The sequence below is a fragment of the bacterium genome (assembly GCA_030699905.1).
Classification (GTDB): domain Bacteria; phylum Patescibacteriota; class Minisyncoccia; order Phycocordibacterales.
The window spans coordinates 1-9,814 of record JAUYKQ010000005.1 but is presented as its reverse complement, the minus strand read 5'-3'; the positions used below and the strand labels follow the sequence as shown (position 1 = coordinate 9,814).

The following is a 9,814-nucleotide window of genomic DNA, read 5'->3' as shown; positions in this document are numbered from 1 at the left end:
GTCTCTGTCTCCGCCGTTTGCAAAAACATCCGGCCTGACTGTTTTTAAAGCTTCGCAAACGCTCATGTCTTGTGGGTTTCTGCGATGTTTTGTTATAACCACTCCGTCAACCGCCCTGAAGGACTCAATAATTTCCTTTCTATCTTTTTCATTCATAAAACAGTAGCCCTTTTTTATCTTCAGCCAGTTGTCATTATTCAATATTACCACAAGTTTGTCGCCTAAAGCTTTCGCCTCTTCAAACATTCTAACATGCCCGATATGCACAGGGTCAAATCCTCCCGAAACCGCCACTACGATTTTGCTTTTTTTCTTTTCACTTTCCATGACACTTTTTATACTTCTTCCCGCTCCCACATGGACATGGGTCGTTACGGCTTGCGGAAAAACGGGGGCGGACGGATTGAGCGGGCGCGGCCGAGGCGGCCGCGCCCGCGTCCCTTTCCATCTTACTCAAAAGCGGACTTTCGTGAACCTCCTTCAAATCAACCTTCTCCCTCGGCAAGTTTTTCCCGACAAGTGAAGGCAGTGCCTGTATTATGGTGTTGTCTATGCCATTTTCCATTTCTTTAAAAAGCCGAAGTCCCTCCTTTTTGTATTCAATCAAAGGGTCTCTTTGACCATAGGCGCGCAAATTCACGCTTCCTCGCAAGTAATCCATCACTTCCAAATGCTCCACCCAGTGCATGTCTATAACCTGCAGTATGAGTCGCCGAGCGTTTTCAAAGAACTCATTTTCTCCGAGCTCTTGCTTTTTCTTTTCAATGACGCTTGAAACTTTTTCATCCTTTGAAATTTTTTCGGAAAGAAAATCATCAACTTCTTTTTTTCCGCCCAGAAGCATCTTTCTTCTTTTTTCGTAAATGGTTTTTCTTTGGCGGTTCAACACGTTGTCATACTCCAAAACATGCTTTCTGGAATCAAAGTGGAAACCCTCTATTTTCGTCTGGGCCGCTTCCAAAGACCTCGTAATAATCCTGTTTTCAATCGGCTCGTCCTCGGCAATGCCAAAACGCCCCATCATTCTCTTTATGGTATCTGACGCGAAAACTCGCATCAGCGAGTCCTCCAGAGAAACGAAAAACTGCGTCTCCCCGGGGTCACCCTGTCTTCCTGAACGGCCCCGAAGCTGGTTATCTATTCGTCTTGCTTCGTGTCTTTCTGTTCCCAAGACAAAAAGTCCTCCTTTGTTTTTTACTTCTTCATACTGCTCTGGAGTCGCCGGATTGCCACCAAGTTTTATGTCTACCCCTCGGCCGGCCATGTTGGTAGCTATGGTAACGGCGCCGACTCTGCCGGCTTGAGCTATTATCTCCCCCTCTCTTTCATGGTTTTTGGCGTTTAGAACCTCGTGCGCCACACCTTCGGTTTGAAGATACCGCGACAACATCTCGTTGTTCTCAATAGACACGGTGCCGATAAGAACCGGTTGGCCTTTTTGGTTTAACTCTTTGACTTTTCGGGCTATTGCCTTGAACTTACCTTTTTCCGTTTGGAAAATAAAATCGTTGTGGTCCTCTCGGGCCACGGACTTGTTTGTGGGAACTTCCGTCGTGTGAAGGCCGTAAACTTTATAAAACTCTTCAGATGATGTCTTCGCGGTTCCCGTCATACCGGCAAGTTTTTCGTAAAGCCGAAAATAATTTTGAAAAGTTATGGAAGCGAAAGTTCTTGACTCTCTCTCAACTTTCACGCCCTCCTTGGCTTCTATTGCCTGATGCAGGCCTTCACTCCACCGTCTGCCCGGCTGTAAACGTCCGGTAAACTCATCCACTATCACCACCTGCCCGTCTCGCACGACATACTCTTTATCCATATGGAAAAGAGCTTTGGCGCGTACCGCCGTCTCCAAATGATGCACGTATTTTATGCCTTTGTCCGTGTAAATATTGTCAACTGCCAAAAACTTTTCAGCTTTTTCTATTCCGGCGTCAGTCAGCGTTATGGCTTTCAATTTTTCGTCCACTTCGTAGTCCTTGCCCGCTTCCATTTGAAGAGAAAGTTTCGCAAACTTTCCGTACAAGTCCTCTGACTCTTCCGATGGCGCGGAGATTATAAGAGGGGTTCTGGCCTCGTCTATTAGTATTGAGTCAATTTCGTCAACAATGGCAAAATGATAATTTCTCTGCCTAATGTCCTCTTTATTGTAGGATATGTTGTCTCTCAAATAGTCAAAACCGAATTCGTTGTTTGTGCCGTAAGTAATATCCGCCGAGTACGCTTCTTTTCTTGAACACGGCCGTAGAAACTCATGCACAACCTTGAATCCGCCAATCTCGTCCCGCGTTTTATCTAATCCGTCTTGTATTTCCTGTTTTGAATTTTGGTTATTAGAATTTGGAATTTGTTTGGAAATTGGAAATTGGAAATTGGAAATTCCATTTTTTGGAGCCATCGCTTTTTCACTATGAAATGGGTCATACAGATAGGATCCGTCCGATGTTATGCATCCCACCGAAAGCCCCAAAAAATGGTATATCTGTCCCATCCACACGGCATCTCTTCTTGAAAGGTAATCGTTGACCGTAACAACATGCACTCCCTTGCCGGAAAGGGCGTTCAAATATGCCGGAAGAGTCGCCACCAACGTTTTTCCTTCTCCCGTTCGCATCTCGGCTATGGAACCTTTATGCATGGCGATTCCGCCGATAATTTGAACGTCAAAATGCCTCTGTCCGAGAGTTCGCAAAGCCGCCTCTCGGACTAAAGCGAAACTTTCCGGCAAAAGGTCGTCTATCTCTCCATTTACGGCCCGAACTTTAAAAAGAGCCGATTTTCCACGCATTTCCTCGTCAGTTAGCGCTGAAATGTCCTTTTCCAAAGAATTGACTTTCTCCAACAGAGGATAAAGGGCCTTTATTCTGGACTTGTTTTCGTCTCCAAAAATACTTTTCAGAAATTTTAGCATTTGAGTATTTTAGCATTTTTACGCGCGCCTATCCACTTTTTGATTTTAATCAACCGCCACCGAAAAATGTTAAACATTTTCGGTTAAACATCATTTCAAGTTAAACATCTTTGGTAAAACTTTTTCTTCGGCCGAGCGCTTCACAAAAGTTTCTGTTATGCTATTTGTACTGTCGCACAAATAGCATAACAGAAATGCAACAACAAAATTTAAACAAAATAATTTGAACAAAAAAATATTTTTCAAAAATAAGTTATCCACATTTTTTTTTTAAAAAATCATTGTAAAAATAATTTTTATGTTAGATAATTTATGTAGTGACGCGACAATGAACATTGTTCACGATGGTTTTCAAAATTTTGAAAATTAATTGAGGTCGAAACATTGTCGCGTGCATAAATTAGCAACATAATTTCGAGACACGCACGTACGAAAATATTCCGAATCTCCTGTGTCTCTAAAACCATATGGCAAAGAAACGAAAAGCAACAAAGAAAAAGGTCGCCAAGCGCAAGTCAACTAAGAAAAAGACGACAAAGCGCAAGGCCTCTCGACGTCGCCGTTAAATCTCCGGAGCCGTAAGCTCCGAGATAAACAAAATCCCCTCGCGGGGATTTTGTTTTCAATCGTTTTTTCGCTTTTTTACGTAAACGACTTCCCTTTTGTGTTTACGACTCTCACTTCCTTTTCTATCTCAATTCCAGTTTTGTTTTTTACCTCCTTGCTTATTCTGGCAGACAGCTCAAGGACCTCTTTGGCGCTTGCGTTCCCATAATTAACGACCACAATCGGCTGATTTTCAAAACATCCCACTCCTCCTTTAACTTTACGAACTTTATAACTTTCTACTTTATGAACTTCTAATATTTTATCCAAAATCCACGCCAACGAAATCTTTATCCCTAATTCCTTTTTCCTTATTCCTTCTTCAACCCTAAACCCCGGCATATCCGGCCATTTATTCTTCAACTGCCCATACTTTTTCTCCGAAACGACAGGGTTCTTGAAAAACGACCCCGCCGTCCCGTACTTTTTCAAATCCGGAAACTTTTTTTACCTTATCTCAACTACCATTTGCCTCATCTTCATCGGGCTTAATCCTTGAATCGTAATTCCTAAATCTTCAATCTTTTTTTTAATATCTTGGTAAGAAACATTCGGCTTGCCGTCTTTTCGGAGCGCGAATGTAACCGCGGTTATAATATACTTCTTGCCCTCTTTCGTTTTAAAAAAAGAATCACGATAGCCAAACCGGCACTGCTTGTTTGAAAATCGGCGCTCTTCAAGCGTCTCCGTATTCAAGGTCTCTACGGAAACAACAGTGTCATCCACCTCTTGTCCGTAGGCGCCGATATTTTGTATTGGCGCCGCGCCGACCGTTCCCGGAATTCCGGAAAGATTTTCAACTCCCCAAAGCCCCCTTTTTGCCACATTCCTCGCAAACCCGTCCCACCATTCACCCGCCCCGACACGGACAAACACGCGGGTCTCTGAAACCGATTGAGTTTTTTTGAGTTCAGGAGATTGCTTTTCACCACCCGAGGCGACATTTTCTTTTTTTCTTAAACTCTGACTTATTGCCCCTGTATATTCCATTCCTTTTATCTCCATTTTGACAACAACCCCTTCTAACACCCCATCTCTCATCAAAACATTTGAACCGCCACCAAGCACTAAAAAATCAAGTTTTTTATCTTTCGCGAAAGAAACGGCTTTTTTCAAGTCCGGAACACTCTGGACAGCGCAAAAATATCTGGCTTTTCCACCGATTTTAAAAGTGGTTAATTCCGCGAGCGAGACGTTCTTTTTGATTTCCATGAGAATTCATGCTACACCTTGAGTTACGAAATAGGAAATTTCTGCCGAAAAACCCATATTTCGGCTACACCTTGTCAAAAATTTTTCATCAATACCTCTGGCATTAAATTCAAAATTTTTGACTTCGGCTCGCTCGAAATCTGACTTTTTCGTCAAGAAACCTATTTCGTAACTCAAGGTACTACAGGACTTCCGCGTTTTTCTGAAATTCTTTTTTAAGTCCGCGTTTCCTTTCCCCCCGGCTCCTATACGGCTCCCCTGCCCGATTTTGCCTTTTTTTGGATAAGTCGCGATATAGACATCGAGACAGATGGGCACCATCACTCCCGATTCGGGAGTGATGGTGCCCATCTGTCCTGCTATATGTCAACTTAAGATTGAGAACGGTTTATGAATTCTTCAATTAGGATACGAGTGTATTTTTTATACATTTCAAAGAATTTCTTCATAAGTTCAATGAGTTCTTTATGTTGTATCTTTTCGTAGTCATGAGTCATTTGATTTCGTACTTTAGCCGATACGGATATATTATCAGAAAAATCCCTGTCAATAATACCCAGTTCAACTAATCCTTCAAAAGAAGAACGATATGAATCTGGAATCTTCTTTCCGATTTGATACGAAATGACCGCGTTTATATCAACAGCTTCATCAACCAAGAGAAGAAACCAGCGTTCCATGGCTGCTCTCTTTTCTTCGTTTGACAACAATATGTCCGTCTCCATGGTGGCATACGGAGACAATTTCTCCACATATTCCTGCAACTTCTCTATCTTATTTTTGATGTTTGATACTTCCATTATATTATCTCCGGTTTATGACCGCGCGGCCCATTCAACCAATTTTTTGTCGCGTAATTTTCTAAGCCATGCCGTTTCCATCCAAATCTTTATCGCGTAGATCTTCCATCGGAGAAAAGCGCCCTCTTCAGCTTCATATAAAAGCTTGCCATCCGCCACTACAGAACGCATAAGAGTTGGCGAAGCGTTTACCAAATTGACAACTTCAACATCGTCCCTTCTCAATAGGTCGGAAAATTCGGACACCAACTTGATTCTCTCAACCGGTTTTCGACTGATAACCGCGATATCAACATCGCTTTTTGAATGAATTTTACCCGTCGCCTGCGAGCCGAAAAGCACAACCACATTGAGGCCGTATTCGTCGGCAAGTTCCCGTATTCTATTGTTCATCTTTTCCGTTATTACCATACCCTGATAATAACACATTTAACTGCAATTCCCAGCAAATTATGTATAAGACATATGGATTCTCTAACGGGATTCATTGAATTTTATTCTAATGCCAAATTTCCAATGACTAATGACGAATCAATGACCAATGAGATTTAATGACAAATGACTAATTTCCATTCAACACCTCTCTCGTCCTCGGTCCCGTCGCTCCATATCCTGTCGTGGCAGGTGTGCCGGAGCAGACGGAGAGGAGGTCGCATTGGAGTCGGCGGAGGGCGGACTCCGTAGCAGGGCCAAAGTAGGTGGTTTCGTTTGAGGGGGAGCCTGGGCCTTGTTGAGCGATAGTGTAGCCGAGCTCATTGAGGCGGATTTGAAGGTTACGGACGGATTGGTTTTGCGCTCCTACTGTTAGCCATTGGGTGAAATGGTAACCCACCTCCCCCGTCCCCTCCTCAACCGAGGAGGGGTGGCTGAAAGCCGGGGTGGTGCTTGTTGGAGTACTTGTTACTTCGTAACCCAAGAGAGCACAGTGAACATCATTGACTACTTGCTGGTCGGCTTGGAATGCAAGAAGGAGGTTTAGGATTGATTGGATTTGGGAAGAGGTTAGGGCAGAAGAGAGCGAGGGGAAGAGTTCGGGAGAGGATGTGATGGATGAGGAGCAGGATGAGGGGTCGGGTGTTGGAGTTGGAGTTGGAGTTGGAGATGAAATGTCTTGAGGAACGGTGTAGGAGCCGAGGGCGAGAGTGCCGCCACCCCCGCCGCTCGAAGATCCCGAGCTTGCTTGCGATGAGCTTGTCGAACTCGTCGAGGGACTTCCTCCTCCCCCACCGCCTCCTCCGCCAGACGGCGCGGACGCCGGTGGAGGAACATAAGTACAGAGTGTCGGGTATGTGGCACAGTCGGTGCGAACAGGATGAGGATATGTGAATGGTGTGTAATATGCAGTCCACGTGTTTGGCGCGGTACATTTGAATAAAGTACCAGATATAGAAGTAGTGGGATTATCACCAACTACATCAGCGAGAATAGAGGTTTGATTGGTTGCCCAGTATCCTACCCCGACCGTACAGGTTGATGGACGATTAGCCAGAGTGCCGGCACCAACACCTCCACCGTTTGAAGCTAATCCTGAACCATCAAAAATACCAATCCTTTGTGTGAAGAAATCAACATTTTCGGCAATTGACGTACTCCTACCCATATTCAACCAGTTAATATCACCATCTCTTAACGTATACCTGGGAAGCACGCTGGTCCAGTCAGGTTCAACAGATCCCGTAAGATATGGGGCAACCATTGGGCTAGAATATTGGGATTTTTTCCAACAGTTTCCGTTGGGATCATTGGTAAATTTTTGGCTGTAAATATCGCTTGAAGCACCGGCACTTCCATACAGATGATTCGCAATCCATGGAGAAGCCGGTTCCGAGCAACTGTTTTCTGTTCCCAATTCAAGTGGCATTATAACTGTTCCATCAGTCCTAGCGTTCAAATTTGACCAGTAATAAGAGTTGGTTGAGTGTTGAATCCAGTTTGTATTAACCGGCCAGAGATCATCGGAATATTCTTCTCTAACAATCATTGGTGAAGTACCAACTGTTGTTGTAATCAGTTTATTATTGTGCACCATGGCCATGCCACCGCGTTGATCAATAGTTTTATTCAAATAACCCGACGTTGTCCGGTTCCAGAGGTTTCCGTAAATCTCTACAATCATTGTAGAAGCATTGCCGCAGGTTGAAGCGCCATAACAGCCAAATCCTCCCGGTTGATTCCCGTGGAAATCATAGATGTAACCGAAATTGCCGTTAAAAGTGTTATACCTGGAAATATATCTACCTCCCTGACCACCGTCATTCATCATACCGTTCGATGTGGTGTTGTAGACATTGTCCTCGTAGAACAAATTATTTTGATTGCCGAAAGCGCGAGTGGGCCCAAAAGTGTTCCATTGAACGTCATTATTTCCATAAGAAGATGTTGGTGCCCCACTTCCTGAATTATTGAATGTATTGTTATCAACAACGCCCCAAAAAGTTCCTGTAATATTTATTGCCCTGGAACCTTGGTTATAAAAAATATTGTGATCAATCCTGAAAGTTTCGGGAGTCGCGGTGTTTTGATAGAGATAAACAATCCCGTAGCTGGAAGACGATAGATCTGTAAAAGTAAAACCGGTTAGTCTGAATCTATTTGAAATGCTCGGCGTACTCGGCATATATCTTATAAGAGGCGGGCTTATTGTAGCCGAGATAATCGTCGCACTGGCAGATGCTCCACGTAAAACAACTGGCTTGGTTAGTGTCAACATTGTATTCCAAGTACAATTCCCAGCCGGTACATTTACTACTCCATTGCTATTGACCAAATTCACCGCGCTTTGCACATCAGTATGTGAACAACTTAGGGCAGTTACTTCATTACTAAGCGTGGCTTGGGTGATAAAGGTCTGATCAGTTGATTGGGCTTGATTATTTGAAGCATCTTTTGACTTGACTCGGTAATGATATGTGGTGTTGGGTGTCAGATTGGAGAGTGCTTGAGTGTGAGAAGTCACAAGTTGAGTGTTCAGAGTGGTCTGTGAACCATATGTAGTAGTTAGACCATATTCTATCTGAGTATCGGATGATTCATTGGTGATATATGTGATAGTGGCAGATGTTTCTGTGATGTTAGTGGCTTGGATACTGGAGATTGTGGGTGGTGTGGTGTCACTTGGAGGAGGGATGGGTAGAGAACAAGAGGCAGTTGAACCTCCATTGCTTCCTATGCAATTCCAAAGGTAATCAGAAGAAGAGTCGGTGGTGTCAGAGAGAGAGCCGGTTATGCAGGAGTTAACTGTGGTGCCGCAGGAGCCATTCACAGGAGTTGGTGAGGGTGGAGGAGTGCTTCCGCCAGTGTAATTGTATAGTTCGGTCACATCCGAGGCGGACAGCGCGCGATTGTAGATGCGAACGTCGTCCATCTTTCCATTAAAATAGTTGTTACTTAAATTTGTAGCTCCAATTTTCCAGTTAGTGTTTCCAGGGCTGCCATAAGTTCCAGTGGAGTTGCTATTTGTTACTCCAATATCACTGTTATTCAAGTAGCATTTCCATTGAGAAGCGTCTGTTGTAGAGTTAATTATAATCGTTAAGTGATGCCATTTGTTCAAGTCTGCAGAAGTAAAAGTTTTATTGCAAAACGTTCTGAAGGTGCCAGTGGAATAGGAGGCAATTTCAATTAAATTATTAGATGTGTAGGTTATAGCTTTGGCAACATTAGGACCATAAAGAAGAAGACCTTGATTAGGTGATCCTAGTCTTGTTGGGTAAAACCAGAAAGACATAGAGTATGGGGCGGCTATAGTTGGGGCAGTAACAATCTTTACATAGTCATTGATGCCGTCGAAGGACACTGCTCCGCTTCCAACTTTCGCATCCGTACCAGTTACCCACAGCGGCCCATCCACTAGCGTTCCAGTATTATTGCTCTCACTCGCATCCTCTGCAATCGTCCCTGTCCCCTCATCGAATGTCCAATACCCAACTAAGCCTGAAATCATATCAGCGTTTGTAGTCAGAGGGAGGAGAAGTAAAAAGAAAAATAGTGAAATGACTATATGGAGTTTTATATGGTTCATTGGAGTTTGATAATGCTTATGATACAGAGTGATTATATAATAATTGAACAAAAGACTCTATCATGTAATGACCGTTTATTTACCCATGTTGTAGAGTTGTTTGATTTCGCTCGCCGACAGCGCACGGGAGTAGATGCGAACGTCGTCGAGAAGACCATTGAAAAACCTAGAACTAAGACCTGGATAGTTCCCAATAGTCCAGTTGGTGCTTGGTGGGTTCGAATAAGTTCCAGTGGAGTTGCTATCTGTTACTCCAATATCACTGTT

General features: G+C 43.7%; 9 protein-coding genes. All 9 read right to left on the bottom strand.

Translation table 11 applies throughout. The features are described 5' to 3' along the window. On the bottom strand, positions 1–327 hold a 327-nt coding region (locus tag Q8P86_00845; protein ID MDP3996227.1), incomplete at its 3' end, for an adenylyltransferase/cytidyltransferase family protein. Then, positions 317–2,908 (bottom strand): preprotein translocase subunit SecA, encoded by a 2,592-nt coding sequence (secA, locus tag Q8P86_00840; protein MDP3996226.1) that lies wholly within the window; start codon positions 2,906–2,908, stop codon positions 317–319. The genes Q8P86_00845 and secA, both read right to left, overlap by 11 nt. A gap of 642 nt (positions 2,909–3,550) precedes the next feature. Continuing rightward, positions 3,551–3,946 (bottom strand): hypothetical protein, encoded by a 396-nt coding sequence (locus tag Q8P86_00835; protein MDP3996225.1) that lies wholly within the window; start codon positions 3,944–3,946, stop codon positions 3,551–3,553. A 15-nt stretch (positions 3,947–3,961) separates the two neighbouring features. After that, positions 3,962–4,726: an FAD-binding protein gene (locus Q8P86_00830; protein MDP3996224.1), complete on the bottom strand. Its 765-nt coding sequence runs from the start codon at positions 4,724–4,726 to the stop codon at positions 3,962–3,964. Between the two features lie 6 nt (positions 4,727–4,732). After that, on the bottom strand, positions 4,733–5,077 hold the full coding sequence (locus Q8P86_00825) for a hypothetical protein (protein ID MDP3996223.1): 345 nt from the start codon (positions 5,075–5,077) through the stop codon (positions 4,733–4,735). A gap of 20 nt (positions 5,078–5,097) precedes the next feature. Continuing rightward, positions 5,098–5,526, bottom strand: coding sequence for a DUF86 domain-containing protein (locus Q8P86_00820; protein MDP3996222.1), 429 nt, complete (start codon positions 5,524–5,526; stop codon positions 5,098–5,100). Positions 5,527–5,541: 15 nt separating this feature from the next. Further along, positions 5,542–5,937, bottom strand: a complete 396-nt coding sequence (locus Q8P86_00815; protein MDP3996221.1) for a nucleotidyltransferase domain-containing protein — start codon at positions 5,935–5,937, stop codon at positions 5,542–5,544. A 151-nt stretch (positions 5,938–6,088) separates the two neighbouring features. Continuing rightward, positions 6,089–9,469 carry a LamG-like jellyroll fold domain-containing protein gene (locus Q8P86_00810; GenBank protein ID MDP3996220.1) on the bottom strand — a complete coding sequence of 1,127 codons (3,381 nt, stop codon included), beginning with the start codon at positions 9,467–9,469 and terminating at the stop codon, positions 6,089–6,091. A gap of 153 nt (positions 9,470–9,622) precedes the next feature. Next, the coding region (locus Q8P86_00805) for a LamG-like jellyroll fold domain-containing protein (GenBank protein MDP3996219.1) at positions 9,623–9,814 on the bottom strand (192 nt) is incomplete at its 5' end.